The following is a 23124-nucleotide window of genomic DNA, read 5'->3' as shown; positions in this document are numbered from 1 at the left end:
AAGCATAAAGGAGAACAACTGTGGCTGATGCGAAGATCAAGGTCGGTGTCCTCGGCGCGCGCGGGCGCGTGGGCCAGGCGGTGTGCGAGGGGGTCGCGGCGGCGCCGGATCTGGAGCTCGTGGTGGAGGTCGATCGCGACGATGCGCTGCAAACCCTCGTGGATCAGGGCGCGGAAGTGGTGGTGGATTTCACCCAGCCCGGCGTGGTCATGGACAACCTAGAGTTTTGCATTGCCCACGGTATTTCCTGCGTGGTGGGGACCACGGGTTTTACGCCGCAACGCCTCGAACAGGTGGAGAACTGGTGTGCACAAAACCCGGGGGTGGGCGTGTTGATCGCCCCGAACTTTGCCATTTCCGCCGTGCTGACTATGCAATTCGCGCGCCAGGCCGCTCGCTTTTTCGAGTCTGCGGAGGTCATTGAGCTGCATCATCCGAACAAGCTTGATGCGCCTTCGGGTACGGCGATTCATACGGCGGAGGGGATTGCGCAGGCGCGCCGGGCGGCGGGCATGGGCGCGGCTCCGGACGCAACCGAACAGACGTTGGAGGGTGCCCGCGGCGCGCTTGTCGACGGCGTGCCGGTCCACGCCGTACGCATGTCCGGCATGGTGGCGCACGAGGAGGTTATCTTTGGCACTCAGGGGCAGACGTTGATAATCCGCCAGGATTCCTACGATCGCACGTCTTTTGTGCCGGGCGTGTTGTTGGGTGTGCGCCAGGTGCGGCGGCATCCGGGTTTGACGGTTGGTTTGGAGCATTATTTGGATATTGAGGGCGCATGATGGTGCGTCACGTGGACCTCGATGTGCAGCTTATCGCCGCCAGCGAGTTTTTCCCGCCGACGGATGTCGCTTGGGAAAACGATGCCGCCTCGGGCGGCGAGGCGCTGGCGGAGTTCGCGGGGCGCGCCTGCTACGAGAGCTTTGATAAGCCGAATCCGCGGACGGCCAGCAATCAGGCGTATCTGCGGCACATCATCGAGGTGGGGCATTTGGCGGTGTTGGAGCACGCCACGGCCACGCTGTATATCCGGGGGATTTCCCGCTCCGCCACCCACGAATTGGTGCGGCACCGGCATTTTTCCTTTTCGCAATTGTCGCAACGCTTTGTGCACGATGGCCAGGCCGCGGTGGTCTTGCCGTCCCTGATCGCGCAGGACCCAGAGCTCGCAGCTTTGTTCGATCGCTGCGTGGAGGAGGCGCGCTTTACCTTTACGGAGTTATTGGACGCGCTGGAGGAACGGTTGTCCGGCGAACCGAACGCATTGTTGCGCCGCAAGCAGGCCCGGCAGGCGGCGCGGGCGGTGTTGCCGAATGCCACGGAGTCCCGGATCGTGGTCACGGGGAATTATCGGGCCTGGCGGCATTTTATTGCCATGCGGGCCACGGAGCACGCGGATGTGGAGATCCGCCGGGTGGCGGTGGAATGCTTGAAGGTGCTGCAGCAACAGGCCCCCGTGGTGTTTAGTGATTTCGGGGTGAGCACCCTTCCGGACGGTTCGGAAATGGCGGTGAGCCCTTATGTTACGGACTTCTAGCTGGTCCAATGAGCAAGTCTTAGTTACCATTAGTAAAACTTCACCGATGATAGCGCGTCAGCGGCCAGCCCGCCGACCAGGACAGAATAGGTAGCGTACAACCATATGAGTACTGGGAATGCTGTACACACTGGTGCCGAAACTTTTGGCACCGTCGCCGTAGCCATGGTGACCCCGTTTACCAGCGAAGGTGAACTCGACATTGCGGCCGGCGTGCGGCTGGCCCAACACTTGGTGGACAAGGGTTGCGACGCCCTGATCCTCGCCGGCACCACCGGCGAATCGCCCACCACGACCACCGCCGAAAAGCTCGCCTTATTGCGCGCGGTGCGCGCGGAGCTGCCGGATCGGATCCGGCTGATCGCCGGCGTGAGCACCTACAATACCCACGCCTCGCTGGAATTGGCCCGCGTGTCCGCAGCGGCCGGGGCGAGCGCGCTGCTGGCGGTCACCCCGTATTATTCCAAGCCTTCCCAGGAGGGCCTGTACCAGCACTTTACGGCGATTGCGGATGCCACCGATCTGCCGGTGTGTTTGTACGATATTCCGAGCCGTTCTGTAATTTCCATTGCGTCTGATACCATCAAGCGTCTGGCAGAGCATCGCAATATTCAGGCGATGAAGGATGCAAAGGGTGATATCGCCGCCGCGATCCCGCTGATCGCGGAAACCGGCTTGGCTTGGTACTCCGGCGATGACCCACTGAATCTCCCGTGGTTGTCGGTTGGCGCCACCGGGTTTATCTCAGTGATTGGTCACATTGTTCCGCACTTGTTGCGTGAGCTGTACACCTGCTTTGAGGAAGGCGACCTCGCCCGTGCTCGGGAAATCAACGCCACAGTGTCCCCGCTGTTCGCCGCCCAGGCACGCTTGGGCGGGGTCAGCCTCGCAAAGGCTGCCCTGGGCCTCCAGGGCATTGACGTCGGTGTGCCTCGATTGCCGCAGGTCCCAGCGGACCCGCAGCAACTTGAGGAACTCCGCAGAGATTTAGAAAAAGTTGGAGTCCTTGAAATATGACTGAACCCCGTAACCGTCCGCGGAAGGTTGTGCGCAAAGCAGGCCCGCCGGAGGCAGTAGAGTTCCAAGCCCCGGCCGGCGATGCTGAGGCCAAAACCACCGTGCAGGATATCCCTTCCGGTGACGAAAATCGGGCAAATGGAAGAAACCAGACGGGCCGCAACCGCCGGGGCGGGCGCGGTCGGCGCGATAACGGCGGTGGGGGCGGGCGTCGTAACGTGGTGAAATCCATGCAGGGTGCGGACCTGACGCAGCGGTTACCGCAACCCCCGAAATCCCCCAAAGACGGGCTGCGCATTGTTGCGCTTGGCGGCATTTCCGAAATCGGCCGCAACATGACTGTGTTCGAATACCACAACCGCCTGCTGATCGTGGACTGCGGTGTGCTATTCCCGTCCTCCGGCGAACCCGGCGTGGACCTGATCCTGCCGGACTTCTCCTATTTGGAGGACAAACTTAATCGCATCGAGGCGCTGGTGGTCACGCACGGCCACGAGGACCATATCGGCGCGATCCCGTGGCTGCTGAAGCTGCGCCCGGATATCCCGATTATTGCTTCGAAGTTCACGCTGGCGCTGATTTCCGCGAAATGCGGCGAGCATCGGCAGCGCCCCAAGCTCGTGCCCGTGGACGAAAATTCGAACGAAAAGCGCGGGCCGTTTGATATCCGCTTCTTCGCGGTGAACCACTCCATCCCGGATTGCCTGGGCGTGGCCATTTCCACGGGCGCCGGGCTGGTCGTACATACCGGCGATATCAAGCTGGATCAGACGCCCACGGATAAGCGCCCCACGGACCTGCCCGCATTGTCGCGGCTGGGCGATGAGGGCGTGGCGCTGTTCCTGTGCGATTCCACGAACGCCACCACCCCCGGCGTGTCCGGTTCGGAGGCGGAGATCGGGCCCACGCTCAAACGTTTGGTTGCGGATGCGAAGCAGCGCGTGATCGTGGCCTCCTTCGCCTCGAACGTATATCGGGTTCAGGCGGCTGTCGACGCCGCGGTGGCCGCCGGCCGCAGGGTCGCGTTCAACGGCCGTTCCATGCTCCGCAATATGGAGATCGCGGAGAAGATGGGGTATCTGAAGGCCCCGCGCGGCACGATCATCACCATGGATGAGGCGGCGAAACTCGCCCCGCATAAGGTGATGCTGGTGACCACGGGTACGCAGGGCGAGCCGATGGCCGCGTTGTCCCGCATGGCCCGCCGCGAGCACCGGCAGATCAATGTGCGCGACGGCGATTTGATCATTTTGAGCTCGTCGCTGGTGCCGGGCAATGAGGAGGCCGTGTTCGGTGTGATCAATATGCTGGCGCAGATCGGCGCCACGGTGGTCACGGGCCGCGACGCCAAGGTGCACACCTCCGGCCACGGCTATGCCGGCGAACTGTTGTTCCTGTATAACGCCGTCCGCCCGAAGAACGTGATGCCGGTGCACGGCGAGTGGCGTCACCTGCGCGCGAACAAGGAATTGGCCATTTCCACCGGCGTTGACCGGGACCAGGTGGTGCTCGCACAAAACGGCGTTGTGGTTGACCTTATCGACGGCCGCGCGCGCGTCGTTGGGCAGGTCCCTGTAGGTAACCTGTACGTCGACGGCGTCACCATGGGTGATATCGACGAAGAGGTGTTGGCGGACCGCACCTCCATGGGCGAGGGCGGCCTGATCACCGTGACCGTGGTGATTGATAACCGCACTGGCCGCCCGCTGGAGCGCCCGACGGTGCAGGCGAAGGGCTTCAGCGAGGACGCCGCGGCGATGATGCCGGAGGTGACCGAACTGGTGGCCAATCTGATGCTGGATCTGGCGGGCGAGGGCGAAAACGACCCGTACCGCATGGTGCAGCAATTGCGCCGCAAGGTGTCCCGCTATGTGGAGCAAAAGTGGCGCCGCAAGCCCATGATTATCCCCACCGTGGTGCCCATGCATGCGGAGGCTACGCACATCGATGATGAGGATATTCGGGGATCCCGCGAGAGCCTATAACCGCACTAGGCTAGGCTAGGGCGCATGAGTTTTGTCGCCTCAGAACGTGCCGCCCTAGCCGCGCTTGTAACCCAATTGGGTCCGGATCACCCTACGGTGCTGCCCGGTTGGACCAACCGGGATTTGATTGTGCATTTGGTGCTTCGGGAAAACCGCCCCGACGCTGCGTTGGGGATGTTCCTTTCCCCGCTGGCCGGGCGGCTGCAGGCGGTGACCGAGGAATACGAGCAGCGCGACTTTCACGAACTGGTGTCCGAGTGGGCTTCCGGCCCGCGGCGCGCGAACCCATTGCGCTACACCAAACAGGTTTTCAATGTCCTTGAGCACTTTGTGCACCACGAGGATGTGCGGCGTTCGCTGCCCGGCTGGCGGCCCCGCGAGCTGAGCGAGGCGGACCAGCGCACCCTGCATGGGCCGTTCCGCTTGGCGGCGAAGATGCTGCTGAAGAATTCCACCTGCCCGGTGGCCTTGGAGCCTGCGGGGCTGCCGCGCATCGTGGTGGCGGATAAGCGCGGCGTGTCCGCGGCGGGGGATCAGGTGGTGCACGTGTCCGGCCCGATCGGGGAGCTCGTGTTGTGGGCGTACTTTAGGGAAGCTGTGGATATTCAGATTCAGGGCGATATCGACCGGATTGTGCGCACTTCGCTCTAAGCTTCGGTGTGGCGGGTGGGGCTCGTGTGACAATTCGGGCTATCCTGTTCACTATGACCACCAAGAGCCAACGCGCGAAACCTACGGGCCCCAAGGCAAGACCGTCCCGCACCGCAGAACGCGCTGCCGCAACCTCAAGCGAGAGGACCGGCAGCGCTTTTAACGCTGTCACAGGTGGTTTCAATGCGATCGTCAGCGCCACCAGCCGGGTGGCCGCGAAACGGCGCGCCGCCCCGAAAAAGCCCGCTAAAACTGCGGAAACTAAGGCGCTGCCCACGAAGGACGATGGCGGAAAAGCGAAGGCTCAAGACAAGTCCGCGCCCGCCAAGGATGCCGCCCCGGCGGCAAAGGCTCCCGCGCCGAAGATTGTTCCCGGCCCGATCAATGCCACGATTGAGCGCCATGCGGACGGCATCGGTTTGACCCTAATCGGCCTGTCCCTCATTTTGGGGGGTACCGTCTGGTTCGGCGTCGGCGACCCCGTCGGCGGCATGATCGCCAGCGTGGTCCAATTGATTATCGGCGCCGGGGCGTACCTGCTGCCCATTATCTTGTTTGGCCTGGCCATGGTGCTGATGTTGGGCTATCTGCCGCCGCCGGAGCAGCGCGGCCGCATCGGCATGGGCGTGTCCTTGATCGGCTTTCCAATGCTCGGCACGATCCACCTGTTTGCCGGCGACCCGGTGAATTGGGAGCTGCGTAAAACCGCAGGTGGCGCGATCGGTGCCTGGGTGGGCGGCCCCCTGGCCGCGGGGTTTTCGGTGTTTCTCGCCGTGCCGATTTTGTTTTTGGTGATCTTCTACGGCGCCTTAAAAACCACTGGGATTTCCGTACGAGATTTCGCAGCGTTTATCGGCAGCCTGATCAATACCGGCGGCGATCTCTACGAAGACGAGGACGAGGACGAGGACGAGCCGGAGGAAGAGCCGGAGGAGGATCGCCGCCCCTATACCCGCCGCCGGGTCGCATTGAATTCGCGCGGCGAGCAGAGCACGCTCTTTGATATGCCCAAGGTCACGCCCGAACAGGCGGCCGAAGCGGAGGAGGAGTCTGCGGAGGCGGAGGAATCCGAATCCAGCGCCGATACCGAGGAGTTCCCCGCGATAGTCGTTGGCACCACGCGCCGCCGCAAAAAGGCGAAGCGTCAGCCGGAGCCCGAGGACACCGAGGGTGACGACGCCGTGGCTTCCGGAGTGGAGGGCGTACGGCAAGCGATCCTCGCACGCAGCGGTGTGGATCCCGCGGCGGTGCCTGCGTCGCCGCCGAAGAGCGAGGAGCAGCGCGATATCCCGCTGCCCGAGCCCCGGGAGCCGCGCGGCGATTACAAATTGCCGGATACCTCGTTGCTGATCCCCGGCGAGGTGCCCAAGACCCGTTCCGCCGCCAACGATCGCATGATCGAGGCGATCACGGAGGTGTTCCGCGAATTCAATGTGGACGCGGTGGTAACCGGCTTTTCCCGCGGCCCGACGGTGACCCGCTACGAGGTGGAGCTGGGCCCCGGCGTAAAGGTCTCCAAGATCACCAACCTGCAATCCAATCTGGCGTACGCGGTGGCCACCGATAACGTGCGGTTGCTTACGCCCATTCCGGGGAAATCCGCCGTGGGCATCGAGGTGCCCAATACCGACCGGGAAATGGTCCGCCTCGGCGACGTGCTCACCGCCCCGAACGTGGTGGCGAACCACGACCCGATGCTGATCGGCCTGGGCAAGGACATCGAAGGTGACTTTGTGAGCCACTCGGTGCAGAAAATGCCGCACCTGCTGGTGGCCGGTTCCACCGGTTCCGGTAAGTCCGCGTTCGTGAACTCCATGCTGGTGTCCCTGCTTACCCGGGCCACCCCCGACGAGGTCCGGCTGATCTTGGTGGACCCCAAGATGGTGGAGCTCACCCCGTACGAGGGCATCCCGCACCTGATCACCCCGATTATCACCCAGCCGAAAAAGGCGGCGGCTGCCCTGCAATGGCTGGTTGAGGAAATGGAGCAGCGCTACCTCGATATGAAGTCCGCGCGGGTGCGCCACATCAAGGACTTTAACCGCAAGGTGCTCGCCGGTGAGATCCAAGTGCCGTTGGGTTCGGAGCGAGAGTACCGCCCCTACCCATACATCATTTGCGTGGTGGACGAGCTGGCCGACCTGATGATGACCGCCCCGAAAGAAATCGAAGATTCAATCGTGCGCATCACCCAAAAGGCGCGCGCGGCAGGCATCCACCTGGTGCTGGCCACGCAACGTCCCTCGGTGGACGTCGTCACTGGTCTTATTAAGACGAACGTGCCTTCGCGCCTGGCCTTTGCCACGTCCTCGCTCACGGACTCGCGCGTGATCCTCGATCAGGCCGGTGCGGAAAAGCTGATCGGCATGGGCGACGGCCTGTTTATCCCCCAGGGCGCGGGCAAACCCGTGCGCATCCAAGGTGCCTTTGTAACCGATGAGGAGATCCAGGCGGTGGTGGAGGCCGCCAAGGATCAGGCCGAGCCGAGCTACACCGAGGGCGTGACCGAGGACAAGGGCGGGTCAGCCAAAAAAGAGATCGATGATGACATCGGCAATGATATGGAAGACCTCCTGCAGGCGGTCGAACTGGTGGTCACATCGCAATTGGGTTCCACGTCGATGCTGCAACGCAAATTGCGCATCGGCTTCGCTAAGGCGGGGCGGCTCATGGACATCATGGAATCCCGCGGGGTGGTCGGGCCTTCCGAGGGCAGCAAGGCACGACAAGTGCTGGTCAAGCCCGAAGAATTGGATACGATCCTGTGGATGATTCAGGGTGGCAGCCCGGCGGACGCCCCGCAGGACGCGGACGTCAACGTGGTGGAGGCCAATCCCACCGGTGGGGTGTTTTAGCAGATTCCCCTGGATGTGGGTACAGTAGAGCAACGTCTTGGAGGGGAGTACCCCAATAACGACAGAGATCGTCAACACGGCACTGCTACAGTCCCGGTCCTGTCGGCCGCCCCAGCGGCGGGGGAGACCTCCGGTCAATAGCAACACTATAAAGACCGGAGGTCTTGCTACATATGGAAGTAAATGCACTGACTTGGGGCATCACCATCGTCGTGCTCATGGGATTCATTATTTTTGACTTTGTCTCCCATGTCCGCAGCCCCCACGAGCCGACCATTAAAGAAGCCGCCGGCTGGATGCTCTTCTACGTGGCGCTCGCATGCGCATTCGGGGTGTTCCTGTGGTTCACCTGGGGCGGCCCGGTAGGGAAACACGATCATGCGATCGAATTCTTCGCGGGCTATATCACCGAACTGAGCTTGAGCGTAGACAACCTGTTTATCTTCGCCCTGATTATCGGCTCCTTTCAAATTCCGCGCGCCTACCAGCAGAAAGTGCTGTTGATCGGCATCGCGTTGGCGCTGATTTTCCGCGGCATCTTTATCGGCATCGGTGCGGTAGCCATTGCCAAGGCATCCTGGGTGTTTTACATCTTCGGCCTGTTTTTGCTCTACACCGCGATCAAGCTCATCGTCGATGAAATCCGCGGGGCGGAGCACACCGAGGTGGACGATATGCTGGTGGTCCGCATGGCGCGGCGGCTGATCCCCGTCTCCAGCAACTTCGACGGGGATAAATTGCTTACCCGCGAAAACGGGGTCCGTATGGTCACCCCGCTGATGATCGCCCTGGTGTCCATCGGGTTTATCGACCTCATGTTTGCCTTCGACTCCATCCCCGCCATCTTCGGCCTGACCCACGAACCGTACATCGTCTTCACCGCAAACGCGTTCGCCTTGATGGGGTTGCGGCAAATGTACTTCCTGCTCGACGGCCTGCTGGATCGCTTGGTGTACCTGTCCTATGGCCTCGGCGTGATCCTGGCCTTTATCGGCGTGAAGCTGCTGCTGCACGCCCTGCACGAAAACTACCTTGGGTTCATCAATGGCGGCCAACCGGTGCACGTCCCCGAGGTGCCCACCGTGGTATCGCTGCTGGTGATCGTCGGGGTGCTCGCCATTACGTCCATCGCATCTGTGATCAAGAGCATCCGCGACGAGACCTTTGGTGGTGTTGCCCCCCGCAACAAGTACTAGGTTCTGTTTTCAGGGTTTCGGCGGAGGGGTTGTACGCTACCGCCGAAACCTAGTCAGAATCACTGAAACACATTGAGCACGGGGTTCCACGGCCGGAACACGCGTTCGGCCAGCGCGTCGTGGGCGAGGTAGGGGTCCGCCGCCATCAGCGCCTCGGCATCGGCGACGGTCGCGGGCTCGGGCAGGCGAATAATAATCAACGCGCCGCCCTGGTCATCCGTGTACGGTCCGGAGCCTACGAGTTTGCCTTCTTCCTTCAGTTTGCCCAGGAATTCGCGGTGTTTCGGGCGGACCTGTTCCACCAAACTCGGGTCGCTGCAATACGTGTATTCAATGACGAAAACGTTCATGAAAAACATTGTAGGGCGCGGCAGTTCGGTAGTGTGGTGAGGTGTGAGCGCCGAACACAACACTCAGGCTGGAGCGCGCCAGTCAAATTTGAACCTACCGAATGTTTTAACAAGCCTGCGCATTTTGCTTGTCCCAGTTTTTGTGTGGTTGGTATTGACGCACGCCCAGTGGTGGTCCTTCGGCCTTTTCATCGCCCTGATGATCACCGACAAATTAGACGGCGATATTGCGCGCTCACGGGGAATAGTCACCGACTTTGGCAAGATCGCCGACCCAATTGCGGACAAAGCATTGATGATTTCCGCATTGGTCAGCCTGAACTTGGTTGGTGCGCTGGCGTGGTGGGTTACGGTAGTGATTGTGGTGCGCGAGTTAGGCATCACGTTCTGGCGCATGTACCAATTGCGGCGCGGTTTGGTGGTACCGGCAAGCAAGGGCGGCAAGATTAAAACCACGTTGCAGGCCGTTGCGGTGGCGTTGTATTTGATGCCGCTTCCGGATTGGCTGCATGTGCCGCGAATGTTGGTGATGTTCGCAGCCGTTGCTGTGACGGTGGTCACCGGCATACAGTATTTGTTGGATTCCCGAAAGAAGTGACATGGGCGTTTGCGAGGATTTGGTTGCTGCATTGCGCCGCCGTGGGGAGACTGTTGCGGTGTGCGAATCGCTCACGGGCGGCTTAGCTTCCGCCATGCTTGTCGACGTCCCGGGGGCAAGCGCCGTGCTCCGCGGCGGGCTGATCACCTACGCGACGGATTTGAAACATACACTTGCGGGGGTAGACGAAGAGATCTTGGCCACTCACGGTCCGGTCTCGCCCGAATGTGCCACGGCGATGGCCGAGGGCGTCCGGCAGGTGTGCGGATCCGATTGGGCGGTGGCGCTGACTGGTGTTGCCGGCCCGGAACCGCAAGACGGTCACCCGGTTGGCGAGGTGTGGATTGGCTTCGCCGATCCTACCGGTTGGAGCGGCGCGATCCGGGCGTGTCCGCAGCATCATCACCAGTGGGTTTTGCAGCGGGGCTATTCGAAACCAGTTCCGGTTATCGCTGGTAATCGGGCGGAAATCCGCAGCATTGCGGCGCGGTTCGCGTGGCACACCTTGCTTGGGGTGCTCGAGGAACTCTCGCGGGAACAAATTGATGGATTCAACCGTTAAAGGAAGTGATGGTTACCTATACTGCTCTTTTGGATAAGCCGGTAGTTCAGGCTTCTCACACCGAACCTCTGTTGCGTGAGGCGTTGGGGGCTGCGCTGCGTTCTTTTCGCGCGGAACAAGGAATCACACTGCGCGAACTCGCTGAAGCTTCCCGGGTTTCCCCGGGGTATCTTTCCGAACTGGAACGCGGACGCAAAGAAGTCTCCTCCGAGCTCTTGGCCGCCGTGTGCCGCGCGCTCGGATCACCTGTGGCAGACGTACTCATCGAAGCAGCAAGCTCGATGGCCGTGCGCGGTGCTCGACCTGAATTAGCTGCGGTGCCCGCAGTTTAGCGGTACATTTGATTTCTAGCGTGCGCTGATTACTTCCGCGCAACCCATAACACATCACTCTAGGAAGGTTTCTCTCCACAATGGCTAATCCCTTCGTTAAGGCTTGGAAGTACCTGATGGCACTGTTCGATTCTAAGATCGAAGAGAATGCTGATCCGAAGGTCCAAATTCAGCAGGCCATTGAAGATGCTCAGCGCCAGCACCAAGAATTGTCGCAGCAGGCCGCGGCCGTTATTGGTAATCAGCGCCAGCTGGAAATGCAGCTGAATCGCCGCTTGGCGGAGATTGAGAAACTTCAAGGTAATACCCGCCAAGCTCTCCAGCTTGCCGATAAAGCACGTGCCTCCGGTGATGTGGCAAAGGCGACCGAATACGAGAACGCCGCCGAGGCCTTCGCCGCCCAATTGGTTACCGCGGAACAATCCGTGGAAGACACCAAGCAGCTGCACGATCAGGCGCTGCAACAGGCCGCGCAGGCCAAGAAGGCCGTGGAACGCAACTCCATGGCCTTGCAGCAAAAGGTTGCGGAGCGCACCAAGCTGCTGTCCCAATTGGAGCAGGCGAAGATGCAGGAGAAGGTCTCCGAATCGCTGAAGTCCATGAACTCCATTACCGCCAATGGGTCCTCGCCGAACCTGGACCAGGTGCGCGAAAAGATCGAGCGCCGGTACGCCAACGCCCTCGGCCAGGCGGAGCTTGCCCAAAGCTCCGTGCAGGGCCGCATGGCGGAGATCGAGCAGGCCGGTGTGCAGCTGGCAGGCCACTCCCGCCTCGAGCAGATTCGTGCCCAGATGGCTAACGAATTGACCGCTGGCAATGACCGTCAGGCCTTGACCGAAGGTTCGAGCACCAACTCCACAGTCACCGATCCGGCCGTGGCGCAACGCATGCGCGAATTGCGCGGCGAAGCCTAGTTGGTTTCCTGAATTTCCACACCGCTCCCACCATGCACATGGTCGGGGGCGGTTTTTGGTTTCTAGGGCTCGGTGCGTCCCAAGCGCCAACTACTACCGGCCAAGTTCAGGTTGCGAGCCTACAGCAACAAGACTTCGATTATTCAATTGCTTGCCGTTGCCGCACCGGATCTCGGACTGCACAGTTTTCGTACGACAGGGCATTGAGCATGTGTTGGGCCTCATTGTTGTGGTTATTGTGCTGCGGTTGCGGGCCCGCGTAAACCTCGTTCAGGCAGATTCGACACGCCGACCGCCGCGCGGTGATGTTTCCGCAAGACACCGAACCTGCCCCGGGGATACTCTCCCGCCAGCTTCCGCCGATAGGTTGCGCACGAGCGTTGACCTGCGATCGTCCTGAATTTCTTCTTTGGAGCGCTCAACGAAGAATGGAAAGACGAGCTGCGGCGTTTTTGGCCAAGATTCGTCCGGAATTTCTTCGTAAGACCCCCGAAAGAAGAATAGAAAGACCAGCCCAGGTCAGCGGTTGCACACAACCCATCGGCAGCCTAGGCGGTGACACACAACCCACCGCCGCTGAGGTGACTTGGTGGCCGAAATTGGCCAATGGTTTTCCGCGCCCAGGCAGATTCGACATGCCGACCGCCGCGCGGTGGTGTTTCCGCAGGAACGCGAAACGGCCGTGTTAGATGTGCCTGAGGCAGATCCGACCAGGGGTAATGGTGCGATCAGCCTCGAGCTGTGCGCGGGTGATTCGGGGGAGACGATGGCGGGGCCAGCGAATCGCCCGAGGGGTGTGGTATCCGGCGCGGCTGGATTAGCCGCTGGCACGGAGGACTAGTCGCCGACGCCGCGGGCGATGAGCGCGTCTCCGATGGCGCGGGCGCGCCGGATGGAGCGGATCATCACTGGAGTGCCAAATGCGGTGAGGGAAAAATCGGCTCCGCGGGCCTTGCGGGCGTCGAGAACCTCGTAGACCGTGGCGAGTTGCACGGGGATAAGCCGAATCGTCAGGGAGATGGCCAGCGAGATGTTGTCCGCGGGGACGCCGAATCGCTGCAAAGGGCGCAGGGCGCGTTCCAGGGAGTCCATCATTTCCGCCACGGTGGTGGTTAGGGTCATAAGCACGGCGACCATAATGGCGGCGAGGATTACCATTACGATTGTCGCGGCTTTTTGCCAGTGGAATTGCCACCATTGAAAGGCACCTAGGAAAAGCAGGAAGGGGATTGGCGGCCAGATTTGTCCCCAAGCGACCCGCAGCGGGATCCGCGCGATGGCAAACAATACTGCGGCCCCCACCACACAGAGCCCGGCCTGTAATGGGGTGCGCGCCAAGAGCGTGCTCAAGACGGAGAAGGCAAGAACACTGGCGAGCTTGATGGACGAGGGGAGGCGGTGCAGCGGCGAGGTGCCGGGGATATACACCCCTAAGGGGACGGTCTGAATTCTCATGCCATGAGTTCCTGGTAGTAGGAAATAACCTCTTTGGGGGTACCGTCGGCGACCACGCGCTGGTTGTCCAAACACAGCACGCGGTCGAAGTCGGTAAGGAAATCAAGGTCGTGGCTGACCACGATCAGTTGCTGCTCCAAGGCATCGAAGTGGCGCTTTAAGTCCTTGCGGTTCCGCAGGTCCAGCAGGGTGGTCGGCTCGTCGGCGATGATCACGTCGGGTTCCATGACCAATACCGCCGCCAGGGCCAAAAGTTGCTTTTGTCCACCGGAGAGTACGTGGGGGGATTTGTCCGCGTGTTCGGTGAGATGGAAGCGTTCCAGCGCGGCGTTGACACGCCGTTCGCGCTCGGCGCGGGGGAGTTTTAGGCGACGGAGGGAAAACGCGACGTCGTCACGCACGTTGGGCATGACAATCTGCGTTTCCGCGTCTGCAAACACAAAGCCGACGCGGCGGCGGACCTCGCGAGCCTTGGCGGCCACATCAATGCCGTCGACGGTGACGCTGCCGGAAGTGGCTTCGCCGAGGCCATTGATCAGGCGGATAAGGGTGGACTTCCCGCCGCCGTTCGCCCCGATAATGCCGATTCTTTGTTCGGTCAGTTCGAGGTTGATTTGGGTGAGGATGTCGTGGCCGTCGATAGACACGGACACGTCAGACAAACGGATTTTAGGCATTGGCTGGCTGGGGGGTGCGGCGTTGCGGCCGCAGGTCGGGGAAGGCGCTGTGCACGCCGACGGCGATAAAGATACCGGCGATCACTTCGGGCAGGTCCGGCAGGATGAAACCGAGCTGCATCGCGAACGCCGCGGGGAAGCCCATATCAGTGCGGAACCCAAGGCCGATAGCGCCCAAGATGTATTGGATGGCCAGGCCGACTACACTGGCGATGGCAAAGGCAGTAAACATGCCAGCTTTGGTGCGTGGGGCTTTGTAGGCGATTAGGCCGGCGACGAAAGCGGCGATGGGGTACGCGATAAGGTAGCCAACAGTGGCGCCTTGGAGGGAGGGGATCAGGGTGCGGCCACCCGCGAGTACTGGCAGCCCGGCGGAGAGCACAAGGAACAGCAGGGCGGCGAGCAGGCCGCGACGTGGGCCGAGGATGATGGCGCCGATGATCACGGCACCGTTCTGCAGGACGAGGGGTACGGAGGCGAGCGGCGTGGGGATGTTCACCACACCCAATACGCAGTACAGAGCTGCGAAAACGGCGATATAGGCGAGATCGCGGATCGTAGAATTCTGGTTCATGGTTATAGAGGATACATGGTTCGTTGAACATTGTTTTACTCGGTACGATGGCGGGCATGCGGATTGCAAAATTCTTTGACTTGGTGCACTACGAGTTCGGTGAGAGCAATGGAGATTGGTTGGTACGCACGCACGTGATCGGAGGGTTGGGCGCAACCGCGAAGGAATTGATGGAGCAGGGCGTTGACCTGCGGGAAATCTGGTGGGGCCTGTGTCGGGACTTCGATGTTCCGCAAGAGCGCTGGCTCGGCGAAGACCTGTAGCGAACCTACTTTCGAACGTGCTTGCGCGTGCGGTTCCGGTTGTGTTCGGGGTATCCGCTAGTGTCTAGTTTGAAGGTTTAGGGCGCGCACAACTTATTCGCCCACTGTTTTTGATTGCCGTGGCACGCTGGCAGGCGGACCACACTTGACCACACAGATAGAGGATAAAACCAAGATGGCTCCCAAGAAGACCAAGGCGGGCGTGGCGGCGGCGGGTTCGGCGGCGGACCGGCAGAAGGCGCTCGATGCGGCGATGGCCAAGATCGAAAAGGACTTCGGCAAAGGCGCGATCATGCGCTTGGGTGATGATTCCCGCCCACCGATCCAGGTGATTTCCTCCGGCAATACCGCCATCGATATCGCACTGGGCATCGGCGGCTTCCCGCGCGGCCGCATTGTGGAGGTCTTCGGCCCCGAATCCTCCGGTAAAACTACCGTTGCGCTGCACGCCGTCGCTCAAGCCCAGCGCGCCGGCGGTATCGCCGCGTTTATCGACGCCGAGCACGCGCTCGACCCGGACTACGCGCGCAAGCTGGGGGTAGACACCGACGCACTTTTGGTGGCGCAGCCCGACACGGGCGAACAAGCGTTGGAAATCGCGGACATGTTAGTGCGTTCCGGCGCTATCGACGTGATCGTGATTGACTCGGTGGCGGCGCTCACCCCGAAGGCGGAGATTGAGGGCGATATGGGCGATAGTCACGTGGGGCTTCAGGCGCGCCTGATGAGCCAGGCGCTCCGTAAGATGACTGGCGCGCTGCATAATTCCGGTACTACCGCGATCTTTATTAACCAGCTCCGGGAAAAGATCGGCGTCATGTTCGGTTCCCCGGAGACCACCACGGGCGGCAAGGCGCTGAAGTTCTACGCGTCCGTGCGCTGCGATGTGCGCCGCGTGCAAACGCTAAAGGACGGCGCGGATGCGATTGGTAACCGCACCCGCCTAAAGGTGGTAAAAAACAAGGTTTCCCCGCCGTTTAAGGTCGCCGAATTTGACATTATTTATGGTGAGGGAATTTCGCGGGAATCCTCCATTATCGATTTGGGCGTGGAAAACGGATTGGTGAAAAAGTCCGGCTCTTGGTTTACCTATAACGGTGATCAATTGGGCCAGGGCAAGGAAAAAGTGCGGCTGTACCTAAAGGAAAACCCCGCGATCGCCGATGAAATCGAACAAAAAATCTTTGCCAAATTGGGTGTGGGCGGGCATGCGGAGGCGGAGGCCACACCTGCGGAGACGAGCAAGGAGCCCGTGGATGTGGTGCCCAACGTTGACTTTGATGACGAAAGTTAGTTCGCATTATGGCGGATGCTGCGAAGATTGAACGCCTCCAACAGGCGCTGGCGGCCTATGCCGCCGGGGAAACCGAGCCTTTGTTTGATACGCAGGCCGAGCGCGCGCAGGCGAAGGTGCGCAAGCGCGCATTGCGGCTGCTCGATCAGCGGGCGCGTTCCAAATACGAGCTCCAGCAACGCTTATTAGCACTGGAATTCGACGCTCAGGTAGTGGCCGACGTGATCGCCGACCTTGAGCGCGTAGGGCTTATCGACGACGTGACCTTCGCCACCGAATGGGTGCGGCAACGCTCGCAACGACGCGGAAAATCCCGTATGGCGCTGAATCTGGAGCTCAAGGAAAAGGGGATCTCCGGCGACCTGCGGGCCGCCGCCCTGGAACAGATCACCGGCACCGATGAGCGCGCGCTCGCGCAGCGCTTCGCCGCTAAGAAGGCCCGCGGCATCAAGTTCGCGCCGCGGGGCCGTGCGGAATATGATCGCCACCTGCGCCGTATCCTCGGGGTGCTCGCGCGACGCGGCTTTCCGCAAGGAGTTTCGATGCAAGTGGCGCGCGAAGCCCTCGATCAAAGGATCGAGGAGCTCGCGGATTAATCCGTAATATTGCGCAGGTCCCGGTGATGTTCGTCGTGCCAGTCCACGTTCACGCGGTCCTTGGTTTCCAGGCCCTGATCGGGATGTTCGGGGACCTTGGCCAAGATATTGCGCCGCGCCCTGCCGGCCCGCAACTGACGTTCGATTCGCTCCGCGATCGAGGTGAGCGCCATATTGAATAGCACCATGATGATAGCCACCACGGCCAGCGATGCCAGGAAGTTGCGGTTCGCGGAGGCGGATTGAATACCAGAGCGAACCACCTCGACGTAGCCGATCTGGTAGCCCAGCGCCGAGTCCTTCAAGGCGATAACCATCTGCGAGATGATCGCCGGCAGCATCGCGGCCACCGCCTGCGGCAGCAGGATGCGCCACATGGTGTGCCGATGCGACAACCCCAGCGCCTTGGCCGCCTCCACCTGGCCGCGCGGCAGCGAATTGATCCCGGAGCGCAGGATTTCCGCGATCACGGAGCCGTTATACATGGTCAGGCCGAACACCACCGCCGAGAACGCCAGCTGGCGCGACGGCACGATGTTGTATTCGGCGAACATTTGGTACGCAAAGATCATCAGGATCAGCACGGGGATCGCCCGGAAAAACTCCACGATCACCGCGCAGATGCCGTTTAACCAGCGGGCGGGGGACAGCCGCCCCAAACCCAATGCGGTGCCCACCAGCAACGCCAGGAAAATCGAGGCCAGCGCCGCCTTAAGGGTGCCCCACAGGCCGGGCAGGATATAGGTTTTCCAGGTGGCCGCCTGCACGAAGGGTGTCCACTTTTCCGCCTGGAATTGCCCGGTGGAGTACAGCACGCTTGCCGCCCAGCCGAGGATCGCCAGACTCAGCATTACGGCGACCACTGCGACGATTGCGTTTGTGCGTCGGCCGGCGGGGCCCGGGGCGTCGTAAAGCACGGTTGCGGAGGTCATTTCTTCACCGCCAATCGTTGCGAAAGCCGGCCGACGTAGAGGCCCATCGGCAGGGTGAGCACGACGAAGCCCAGCGCGAACACGCCGAACACCACAAAGAGCAGGTCAGCGTGGTTTTCAATCGTCGTTTTCATGAGTAACGACGCCTCGGCCACGCCAATCGCCGAAGCAATCGTCGTATTCTTGGTCAACGCGATCAAGGTGTTGCCCAGCGGCACCGTGGCCGCCCGCACCGCCTGCGGAAAAATCACCGAAGCGAAAATCTGTCCGAAGGAAAGCCCGAGCGAACGGGCCGCCTCCGCCTGCCCGAAGTGCACCGTATTAATGCCGGAGCGTAACGACTCCGCGACAAACGCCGAGGTATACAACACGAACCCGAGCACCGCCAGATTGAAGTTATTCTGCTGGAGGAAATGCGGGCCCTGCGGCGCCAACGTCAAACCTAAGTTCTGGTACAGGCCAACCGAACAAAAGATCACAACGAGGGTGAGCGGGGTGTTCCGCAGCGTGTTGATATACCCCGTGGCAATCATGCGCAGCACGGCCACCGGGGACACTCGCATGGCGGTCAGGATGGTGCCGAGGAGCATCGCACCGATCGCGGAAAAGAAGGTGAGCTTAATGGTCACCCAAAACGCCGGCAACAACGCCCCTTGGAGGTCTTGGACAAGGGACTGCATGATGGTTATTTCTCAAGGAAGGACAGGTCGCCCGGGGTGCCCTTGGTGACCACGGAAGCGTCATCACCAAGGTTGGCCTGCACGAACTTGTCAAAGGAGCCGTCTTCGAACATCTTCTCCAGGGCCTTATTGATGGCGTCGGTGGCCGCCTGAGCATCCTTGGCCACGCCAATGCCGTAGTACTCATTGGTAAACGGCTCGCCATCGTCCTTGGTCATCTCCACGACCTGGAATTCATCGTTGTATTGCGCGGCGTAGCCGTACAGGATCGTCGCATCCGTGGTCATGGCGTCCACCTTGGACTGGTGCAGGGCCTCCACGCAGGAAGAATAGGTGTCATACTCCTGCAATTGCACGCCCGGCAGCGCGTCCTTCACCTTTTGCGCGGGGGTGGAGCCCGTCACCGAGCACAGGATGCGGCCATTGTCTAGGTCCTTGAGGGATTTGACCTCATCATTATCCGCGCGGACCAGCAGCGCCTGGTGCGTAAGCAGGTAGGGGCCACCGAAATTCACCGCATTGGCGCGGCCCTCGTTGATGGAATAGGTGGCCGTGATCATATCCACCTCGCCGTTTTTCAGCAGCGTTTCGCGCTGCGCGGAGGGGGTTTCCCGCCAGGTGATCTCCGGCTCCTTCCAGCCATTGTCCTTGGCGATGGAGTTCACCACATAGGTGGCAACATCCACATCCAGGCCGGACATCGTGCCATCGGTGTTTTGCAAACCCAGGCCGGGCTGATCGTACTTGGTGCCCAGCGTGACCTTGCCGGATTCAATATTGGCCAGCAGATCAGCGCCGCCGGAATCGCCGCACCCGACTAGGGCGGAGGCAGCGACGGCAACGGCCGCAAGGGTAGCGAATGTACGTTTCATTGTGGGGCTCCTTCAGGGGCATTAGTGGGCGAGAATCTTGCCAAGGAAATCGCGGGCACGATCCGTCTTTGGATTGTCAAAGAAATCATCGGGGGTGGTGTCTTCCAGGATCGCCCCGTCGGACATAAACAAAATGCGGTCCGCAACCCGGCGGGCGAAGCCCATTTCGTGGCTGACCACCAACATGGTCATCCCCTCAGCAGCGAGTGCGGCCATGACGTCGAGCACTTCGTTGACCATTTCCGGGTCGAGTGCGGAAGTCGGCTCGTCGAAAAGCATTACCTTGGGTTTCATGGCGAGCGCGCGCGCAATAGCCACGCGTTGTTGCTGGCCGCCGGACAATTGCGCGGGGTACTTATCCGCCTGGTCCGCAATGCCCACGCGCTTCAGCAGCGCCATCGCCTGCTCCTCGGCCTCCGCCTTAGACAATTTGCGCACCTTTATCGGGGCGAGCGTGACATTGTTTCGAATGGTCAAATGCGGAAACAAATTGAACGATTGGAAACACATTCCAACATCCGCGCGTAACGCGGCGAGCGCCTTGCCTTCTTCGGGCAATAGTTTGCCGTCAATATGAATCTCTCCGCTGTCGATGGTTTCCAAACGATTAATCGTTCGGCATAGCGTCGATTTGCCTGAGCCGGAAGGGCCCAAAACAACCACCACCTGCCCGCGCGGAATCTCTAGGTTGATATCCCTGAGCGCGTGATAGGACTCGAAATACTTATTCACCCCGCTCATAAGAACCATGGGTTGCGTTGTGTTTTCGTTCATGGTGAACACTCTAGTGTGAGTTGGCTTACACGGTAAAGGGTTGTGCGAAATGTTGGTATTAGGTGGGGGGTAACCGGACGATTAGAATGCTTGACTGTGCTGCAGGAGAAGAAGACTTATGAGGTTCGTACGTTCGGCTGCCAGATGAACGTTCATGATTCGGAACGGCTCTCTGGACTGCTCGAAGAAGCTGGATACACCCCGGCGACCGAAGGGGTTGCCCCCGACCTCGTGGTGTTTAATACCTGCGCGGTGCGCGAAAACGCCGATATGCGCCTGTACGGCACGCTCGGGCATCTGCGCCGCGCCAAGGAAGAGCGCCCCGGGATGCAAATCGCCGTCGGCGGTTGTTTGGCGCAAAAAGACAAAGACGTGGTGGTGCAGAAGGCGCCGTGGGTGGACGTGGTGTTTGGCACGCACAATATTGGGTCCTTGCCGGCGTTGCTGCAGCGTGCGGCGCACAATAAACGCGCCGAAGTAGAGATTGTCGACGCCCTGGAACAGTTCCCGTCCGTACTCCCGGCGAAGCGCGAGTCCGCCTACGCGGGGTGGGTGAGTGTGAGCGTTGGCTGCAATAACACCTGCACATTTTGCATCGTGCCTTCGTTGCGCGGCAGGGAAGTTGACCGGCGGCCGGGCGATATTCTCGCCGAGGTGCAGGCGCTTGTGGATCAGGGCGTGAGCGAGGTGACCCTGCTGGGGCAGAACGTGAATGCGTACGGGGTGAACTTCGCGGACACCGATATTGAGCGCGACCGTTCCGCGTTTTCGAAGTTGCTGCGGGCGTGTGGCGACATCGAGGGCTTGGAGCGCGTGCGTTTTACCAGCCCGCACCCGGCGGAGTTTACCTCCGACGTGATCGACGCGATGGCGGAAACTCCGAACATTTGTCCGCAATTGCATATGCCGTTGCAGTCTGGTTCGGACAAAGTTTTGAAGGAAATGCGGCGCTCGTACCGGTCCCAGAAATTCCTGCGCATTCTGGACGAGGTGCGGGCGAAGATTCCGCACGCCGCGATTACCACCGACATTATCGTGGGCTTCCCGGGCGAGACCGAGGAGGATTTCCAAGCGACCCTGGACGTGATGGAAAAGGCTCGCTTTACCAGCGCGTTTACCTTCCAGTACAGCCCGCGTCCCGGCACCCCTGCGGCGGGTTTCGACGCCCAGATACCCAAGGAAGTTGTTCAGGAACGCTACGAGCGGCTCATCGCCCTTCAAGAACGGATTTGCGCCGAGGAGAACGCGAAGCTGGTGGGCACCGAGGTGGAGCTTTTGGTGCAGGCCGGCGGTGGCCGCAAGAACAATCGCACCCATCGCCTGTCGGGTCGCGCTCGCGATGGTCGCCTGGTGCACTTCGCCGCCCAGGAGGGGGTGGTGCGTCCGGGCGACGTGGTCACCGTCCGCATTACCGATTCCGCGCCGCACTTCCTGATCGCCGATTCCGGCGTGTTGGCGCACCGCCGCACCCGGGCGGGGGATATGTCGGAGGCGGGTAAGGTCCCCACGACGGCCCCGATCGGGGTGGGGATGCCCAGCTTTGGCAAGCCAAAAGCCAAACCGGTTGCGGCCGGGGGTTGCGGCGGCTGCCCGTAATCCGATGGTGCGGGCCGGAGAGTCAATACAATGGGAACGGCATGTGCGCGCCCCGGAATTCAATGGGGTTCGCGCCGGAGTGTGAACACATAAGGAGATGTGGGATTGTGAGCGAAGAGGATCGCCTCGCCCAATACCGTGACGACCTTGCAGGCGCCGAGCGTAAAGCCTCGCAAACTGTGATTTTAGGCCGCGCGCAAACGTTTATGGCTATCGGCATGGTGGGGTTTTTCGTCTCGCTGTTTCTGCCGCATTCCGGCGAGGTCATCGGCCTTGACGTGTTGTTTTACTCCGATACCGCACAAAAGTTCGTCACCACTATGCCGGAGCGAATTTATGTTTGGTTGGGTGTGATCGGCGTGGTGCTGCTCAATATCGGCACCATCGTTTCCCGGTCCTCGCTGATCGCCCTGATGGCATGGTTTTTTAGCGGCGCAACGCTGTTCTACTCCATCTTTGCGATCTGGATGCGGCAGTCGCGCCCGCCGACAGAGCCCGGCGTGGGGCCTTCGTTTGGCTTGATCCTTGGTGCCATTAGCGTATGCATCGTCGTAATCGCATATTCGTTCGTTGTTTTGCGCCGCAGCACATTCCAAAAAGCACTCGCGGAGGCCCGCGTCGCCGAAAAGAAAGATGACGCCGTGGCCGAGGTTCAAGAAAGCATTCTTGCTGCTGGCCGCCAAACCGAGCTCATCGACGATCGCCGCTCCCGCCGCAAGCGCGCCCGCCGCCCCGATTCCCCGAACGACGAAACCCCGTCGCCGCAAAGCGAATAGCCCTTCGCTCGGCGAGGTGGATGTGTGTGGCCTGTCGGCCGTGCGGTGATTCTCAGGGTGTGCGCAGCTCCGGATAGGTTGTGTGCAGCCGTTGACCTGCGATCGTCCGGAATTTCTTCGTTAAACCCCCGAATGAAGAATAGAAAGACCAGCCCCAGGTCGGCAGTTGCACACAACTCATCGCCCCTCAGATGCAGTGCTGCGCTAGGCCTGGCTAAGCCCCGAGCGGTTGCGCACAACCTATTGTCGCTGGGGTGACTTGGGGGTTGAAGCGGTTGCCGAGCTCCGCGCTCAGGCAGATTCGACACGCGGGCCGCCTCCCAGTGGTGTTTCCGCAGGACGCCGAACCAGCCGTGTCAGATCTGCCTGAGGCAGATGTGGCGGGGCCGATGGTTCGGGAAAATTCAACCCTCATCATCTGGAAAGCTCCGCCGGCTCCTGCCTGCCGGATAGGTTGTGTGCAGCCGTTGACCTGCGATCGTCCTGAATTTCTTCATTAGCGTGCTCAACGAAGAATAAAAAGACGATTTGCAGCGTTTTTGGGCGAGATTCGTCCGGAATTTCTTCGTTAAACCCCCGAATGAAGAATAGAAAGACCAGCCCCAGGTCGGCGGTTGCGCACAACCTATCGGCTA

The 23124-nt window shown here is 60.9% G+C and carries 25 protein-coding genes; 17 read left to right on the top strand and 8 right to left on the bottom strand.

Annotated elements, in window-relative coordinates; translation table 11 throughout:
* Positions 1–35: 35 nt before the first annotated feature.
* The 7 genes from dapB to CCANI_RS08390 all read left to right on the top strand — a co-directional run bounded on the left by dapB (position 36) and on the right by CCANI_RS08390 (position 9244).
* Positions 36–785: a 4-hydroxy-tetrahydrodipicolinate reductase gene (gene dapB, locus CCANI_RS08420; protein ID WP_146323807.1), complete on the top strand. Its 750-nt coding sequence runs from the start codon at positions 36–38 to the stop codon at positions 783–785.
* Positions 785–1540, top strand: coding sequence for an FAD-dependent thymidylate synthase (gene thyX, locus CCANI_RS08415; protein ID WP_146323806.1), 756 nt, complete (start codon positions 785–787; stop codon positions 1538–1540). The genes dapB and thyX overlap by 1 nt, the downstream gene beginning before the upstream one ends.
* Positions 1541–1645: 105 nt before the next feature.
* Entirely contained in the window at positions 1646–2557 is a 912-nt protein-coding gene (gene dapA, locus CCANI_RS08410) for a 4-hydroxy-tetrahydrodipicolinate synthase (protein ID WP_146323739.1), read from the top strand.
* Positions 2554–4542 (top strand): ribonuclease J, encoded by a 1989-nt coding sequence (locus CCANI_RS08405; protein ID WP_146323738.1) that lies wholly within the window; start codon positions 2554–2556, stop codon positions 4540–4542. Before dapA ends, CCANI_RS08405 begins: the two co-directional genes overlap by 4 nt.
* Positions 4543–4566: 24 nt before the next feature.
* A complete protein-coding gene (locus CCANI_RS08400) occupies positions 4567–5193 on the top strand; it encodes a TIGR03085 family metal-binding protein (protein ID WP_146323737.1) in 627 nt (208 codons plus the stop codon).
* Positions 5194–5246: 53 nt separating this feature from the next.
* Positions 5247–8048: an FtsK/SpoIIIE family DNA translocase gene (locus CCANI_RS08395; protein WP_146323736.1), complete on the top strand. Its 2802-nt coding sequence runs from the start codon at positions 5247–5249 to the stop codon at positions 8046–8048.
* A 173-nt stretch (positions 8049–8221) separates the two neighbouring features.
* A complete protein-coding gene (locus tag CCANI_RS08390; RefSeq protein ID WP_146323735.1) occupies positions 8222–9244 on the top strand; it encodes a TerC family protein in 1023 nt (340 codons plus the stop codon).
* Positions 9245–9303: 59 nt separating this feature from the next.
* Here the strand turns inward: CCANI_RS08390 and CCANI_RS08385 are convergent, their stop codons facing one another.
* Positions 9304–9594, bottom strand: coding sequence for a YciI family protein (locus tag CCANI_RS08385; protein ID WP_146323734.1), 291 nt, complete (start codon positions 9592–9594; stop codon positions 9304–9306).
* 43 nt (positions 9595–9637) lie between these two features.
* Here CCANI_RS08385 and pgsA point away from each other — a divergent pair, with 43 nt between their 5' ends.
* From pgsA to CCANI_RS08360, 5 genes are all read left to right on the top strand, one after another.
* On the top strand, positions 9638–10192 hold the full coding sequence (gene pgsA, locus CCANI_RS08380; RefSeq protein ID WP_146323733.1) for a CDP-diacylglycerol--glycerol-3-phosphate 3-phosphatidyltransferase: 555 nt from the start codon (positions 9638–9640) through the stop codon (positions 10190–10192).
* Position 10193: 1 nt separating this feature from the next.
* Positions 10194–10754, top strand: a complete 561-nt coding sequence (locus CCANI_RS08375; protein WP_146323732.1) for a CinA family protein — start codon at positions 10194–10196, stop codon at positions 10752–10754.
* An 8-nt stretch (positions 10755–10762) separates the two neighbouring features.
* Positions 10763–11086 carry a helix-turn-helix domain-containing protein gene (locus tag CCANI_RS08370; RefSeq protein WP_146323731.1) on the top strand — a complete coding sequence of 108 codons (324 nt, stop codon included), beginning with the start codon at positions 10763–10765 and terminating at the stop codon, positions 11084–11086.
* Between the two features lie 80 nt (positions 11087–11166).
* Positions 11167–12000, top strand: a complete 834-nt coding sequence (locus tag CCANI_RS08365; RefSeq protein WP_146323730.1) for a PspA/IM30 family protein — start codon at positions 11167–11169, stop codon at positions 11998–12000.
* Positions 12001–12589: 589 nt separating this feature from the next.
* Positions 12590–12841, top strand: a complete 252-nt coding sequence (locus tag CCANI_RS08360; protein ID WP_146323729.1) for a hypothetical protein — start codon at positions 12590–12592, stop codon at positions 12839–12841.
* On the opposite strand, the gene CCANI_RS08355 is transcribed toward CCANI_RS08360, so the two are convergent.
* From CCANI_RS08355 to CCANI_RS08345, 3 genes are read right to left on the bottom strand one after another with little or no spacing between them, the layout of a single operon-like run.
* Positions 12838–13455 carry an energy-coupling factor transporter transmembrane component T family protein gene (locus CCANI_RS08355; protein WP_146323728.1) on the bottom strand — a complete coding sequence of 206 codons (618 nt, stop codon included), beginning with the start codon at positions 13453–13455 and terminating at the stop codon, positions 12838–12840. The genes CCANI_RS08360 and CCANI_RS08355 overlap by 4 nt on opposite strands.
* The gene (locus CCANI_RS08350) at positions 13452–14132 is read right to left on the bottom strand and encodes an energy-coupling factor ABC transporter ATP-binding protein (RefSeq protein WP_146323727.1); all 681 of its coding nucleotides are present in this window, start codon (positions 14130–14132) and stop codon (positions 13452–13454) included. The genes CCANI_RS08355 and CCANI_RS08350 overlap by 4 nt, the downstream gene beginning before the upstream one ends.
* Positions 14125–14706 (bottom strand): biotin transporter BioY, encoded by a 582-nt coding sequence (locus CCANI_RS08345; RefSeq protein ID WP_146323726.1) that lies wholly within the window; start codon positions 14704–14706, stop codon positions 14125–14127. The genes CCANI_RS08350 and CCANI_RS08345 overlap by 8 nt, the downstream gene beginning before the upstream one ends.
* A 56-nt stretch (positions 14707–14762) precedes the next feature.
* On the opposite strand from CCANI_RS08345, the gene CCANI_RS08340 reads away from it, so the two are divergent.
* The 3 genes from CCANI_RS08340 to recX all read left to right on the top strand — a co-directional run bounded on the left by CCANI_RS08340 (position 14763) and on the right by recX (position 16859).
* Entirely contained in the window at positions 14763–14969 is a 207-nt protein-coding gene (locus CCANI_RS08340; protein WP_186750128.1) for a DUF3046 domain-containing protein, read from the top strand.
* Between the two features lie 175 nt (positions 14970–15144).
* A complete protein-coding gene (recA, locus tag CCANI_RS08335) occupies positions 15145–16263 on the top strand; it encodes a recombinase RecA (protein ID WP_146323725.1) in 1119 nt (372 codons plus the stop codon).
* Between the two features lie 8 nt (positions 16264–16271).
* The gene (gene recX, locus CCANI_RS08330) at positions 16272–16859 is read left to right on the top strand and encodes a recombination regulator RecX (protein WP_146323724.1); all 588 of its coding nucleotides are present in this window, start codon (positions 16272–16274) and stop codon (positions 16857–16859) included.
* Here the strand turns inward: recX and CCANI_RS08325 are convergent.
* From CCANI_RS08325 to gluA, 4 genes are read right to left on the bottom strand one after another with little or no spacing between them, the layout of a single operon-like run.
* Positions 16856–17791: an amino acid ABC transporter permease gene (locus tag CCANI_RS08325; RefSeq protein WP_146323723.1), complete on the bottom strand. Its 936-nt coding sequence runs from the start codon at positions 17789–17791 to the stop codon at positions 16856–16858. The genes recX and CCANI_RS08325 overlap by 4 nt on opposite strands.
* Positions 17788–18471, bottom strand: coding sequence for an amino acid ABC transporter permease (locus CCANI_RS08320; RefSeq protein WP_146323722.1), 684 nt, complete (start codon positions 18469–18471; stop codon positions 17788–17790). Before CCANI_RS08320 ends, CCANI_RS08325 begins: the two co-directional genes overlap by 4 nt.
* Positions 18472–18476: 5 nt before the next feature.
* Complete coding sequence (locus tag CCANI_RS08315; RefSeq protein ID WP_146323721.1) at positions 18477–19343, bottom strand: glutamate ABC transporter substrate-binding protein; 867 nt, start codon at positions 19341–19343, stop codon at positions 18477–18479.
* A gap of 21 nt (positions 19344–19364) precedes the next feature.
* On the bottom strand, positions 19365–20093 hold the full coding sequence (gluA, locus tag CCANI_RS08310; RefSeq protein ID WP_146323804.1) for a glutamate ABC transporter ATP-binding protein GluA: 729 nt from the start codon (positions 20091–20093) through the stop codon (positions 19365–19367).
* A 120-nt stretch (positions 20094–20213) separates the two neighbouring features.
* On the opposite strand from gluA, the gene miaB reads away from it, so the two are divergent.
* Positions 20214–21713 (top strand): tRNA (N6-isopentenyl adenosine(37)-C2)-methylthiotransferase MiaB, encoded by a 1500-nt coding sequence (gene miaB / locus CCANI_RS08305; protein WP_425457316.1) that lies wholly within the window; start codon positions 20214–20216, stop codon positions 21711–21713.
* A gap of 107 nt (positions 21714–21820) precedes the next feature.
* On the top strand, positions 21821–22489 hold the full coding sequence (locus CCANI_RS08300; RefSeq protein WP_146323720.1) for an Rv2732c family membrane protein: 669 nt from the start codon (positions 21821–21823) through the stop codon (positions 22487–22489).
* The last annotated feature ends 635 nt before the right edge of the window (positions 22490–23124 follow it).

Source organism: Corynebacterium canis (assembly GCF_030408595.1).
Taxonomy (GTDB): domain Bacteria; phylum Actinomycetota; class Actinomycetes; order Mycobacteriales; family Mycobacteriaceae; genus Corynebacterium; species Corynebacterium canis.
Note: the sequence above shows the minus strand (reverse complement) of the source record. Positions and strands in the feature narration are given on the sequence as shown.

Excerpts from the sequence above, each read along its gene's own strand:
- CCANI_RS08350 (WP_146323727.1), bottom strand. The coding sequence starts at position 14,132 with ATGCCTAAAATCCGTTTGTCTGACGTGTCCGTGTCTATCGACGGCCAC.
- CCANI_RS08365 (WP_146323730.1), top strand. The coding sequence starts at position 11,167 with ATGGCTAATCCCTTCGTTAAGGCTTGGAAGTACCTGATGGCACTGTTC.
- recA (WP_146323725.1), top strand. The coding sequence starts at position 15,145 with ATGGCTCCCAAGAAGACCAAGGCGGGCGTGGCGGCGGCGGGTTCGGCG.
- CCANI_RS08390 (WP_146323735.1), top strand. The coding sequence starts at position 8,222 with ATGGAAGTAAATGCACTGACTTGGGGCATCACCATCGTCGTGCTCATG.
- CCANI_RS08400 (WP_146323737.1), top strand. The coding sequence starts at position 4,567 with ATGAGTTTTGTCGCCTCAGAACGTGCCGCCCTAGCCGCGCTTGTAACC.
- CCANI_RS08345 (WP_146323726.1), bottom strand. The coding sequence starts at position 14,706 with ATGAACCAGAATTCTACGATCCGCGATCTCGCCTATATCGCCGTTTTC.
- gluA (WP_146323804.1), bottom strand. The coding sequence starts at position 20,093 with ATGGTTCTTATGAGCGGGGTGAATAAGTATTTCGAGTCCTATCACGCG.
- CCANI_RS08395 (WP_146323736.1), top strand. The coding sequence starts at position 5,247 with ATGACCACCAAGAGCCAACGCGCGAAACCTACGGGCCCCAAGGCAAGA.
- CCANI_RS08385 (WP_146323734.1), bottom strand. The coding sequence starts at position 9,594 with ATGAACGTTTTCGTCATTGAATACACGTATTGCAGCGACCCGAGTTTG.
- CCANI_RS08355 (WP_146323728.1), bottom strand. The coding sequence starts at position 13,455 with ATGAGAATTCAGACCGTCCCCTTAGGGGTGTATATCCCCGGCACCTCG.
- dapA (WP_146323739.1), top strand. The coding sequence starts at position 1,646 with ATGAGTACTGGGAATGCTGTACACACTGGTGCCGAAACTTTTGGCACC.
- CCANI_RS08325 (WP_146323723.1), bottom strand. The coding sequence starts at position 17,791 with ATGACCTCCGCAACCGTGCTTTACGACGCCCCGGGCCCCGCCGGCCGA.
- CCANI_RS08375 (WP_146323732.1), top strand. The coding sequence starts at position 10,194 with ATGGGCGTTTGCGAGGATTTGGTTGCTGCATTGCGCCGCCGTGGGGAG.
- CCANI_RS08405 (WP_146323738.1), top strand. The coding sequence starts at position 2,554 with ATGACTGAACCCCGTAACCGTCCGCGGAAGGTTGTGCGCAAAGCAGGC.
- CCANI_RS08370 (WP_146323731.1), top strand. The coding sequence starts at position 10,763 with ATGGTTACCTATACTGCTCTTTTGGATAAGCCGGTAGTTCAGGCTTCT.
- CCANI_RS08320 (WP_146323722.1), bottom strand. The coding sequence starts at position 18,471 with ATGCAGTCCCTTGTCCAAGACCTCCAAGGGGCGTTGTTGCCGGCGTTT.
- thyX (WP_146323806.1), top strand. The coding sequence starts at position 785 with ATGGTGCGTCACGTGGACCTCGATGTGCAGCTTATCGCCGCCAGCGAG.
- recX (WP_146323724.1), top strand. The coding sequence starts at position 16,272 with ATGGCGGATGCTGCGAAGATTGAACGCCTCCAACAGGCGCTGGCGGCC.
- CCANI_RS08315 (WP_146323721.1), bottom strand. The coding sequence starts at position 19,343 with ATGAAACGTACATTCGCTACCCTTGCGGCCGTTGCCGTCGCTGCCTCC.
- CCANI_RS08340 (WP_186750128.1), top strand. The coding sequence starts at position 14,763 with ATGCGGATTGCAAAATTCTTTGACTTGGTGCACTACGAGTTCGGTGAG.